General features: G+C 65.9%; 1 protein-coding gene. It reads right to left on the minus strand.

The window, feature by feature from the left end:
- Positions 1-678: hypothetical protein (locus tag GJ668_RS19905; RefSeq protein ID WP_155451811.1), on the minus strand; the 678-nt coding region annotated here is incomplete at both ends.

The raw sequence follows: 678 nt of genomic DNA on the forward strand, positions 1-678 counted from the left end.
AACGCTAGGGTTTCCTGGCCGGCTTCGGGCGTGTCGTCGGTTCGGACGAAGGTGCTCGGGGCGTTGGTCGCGCTCAGGCCGGCGTCGTAAACGAGATTCAGACTGCCGTCGACATAGGTCAGCCCGAGGGGCAGGACGTCATTGAAAACGGCGTTGGTCAGGGTGCCGGGAATCGACAGCACGACCTGATAGTTGACCTCGTCGCCGATGGCGTAGCGGGTCTGGGGCGTGAGAATCGATTTGACCAGCGCCGGGGTGCCGATCAGCACCGAACGGTTGGCGCTGGTGCGGTAGTCGTTCGGGCTGGTGCCGCTGCCGGTGCGCTCATCGGCGTTGGTGTCGGCCAGGCTGGTCCAGGTGGCCAGGGCGGCGTTGTTCAGCGTAGCGCCCGGTGTCAGGGCGTCTGTCGTGACCGCGTCGTAGACGACAACCAGCTGACCATCCGGTGGGAAGACGGCTGCGGTGCAGTTGAGAGTCGGCGGCGTGGCGCTGGTCATGGTGCAACTGGCGCTGGTGACGTCGCCGCTAGGCGTGGTGCTGACGACTGACGCCGTGCTGACGCCCGTCGGGAGCGGATCGGCGATGACGAGATTATAGCCGTTGCCGACATTCGGACCACTCGGGTTGGTCAGGGTCAGGGTGTAGCGCAGGGTGCCGCCGCTGGCGAGCAGCGTATTG

The organism is Allochromatium palmeri (assembly GCF_009720725.1).
GTDB classification, from domain to species: Bacteria; Pseudomonadota; Gammaproteobacteria; order Chromatiales; family Chromatiaceae; genus Thermochromatium; species Thermochromatium palmeri.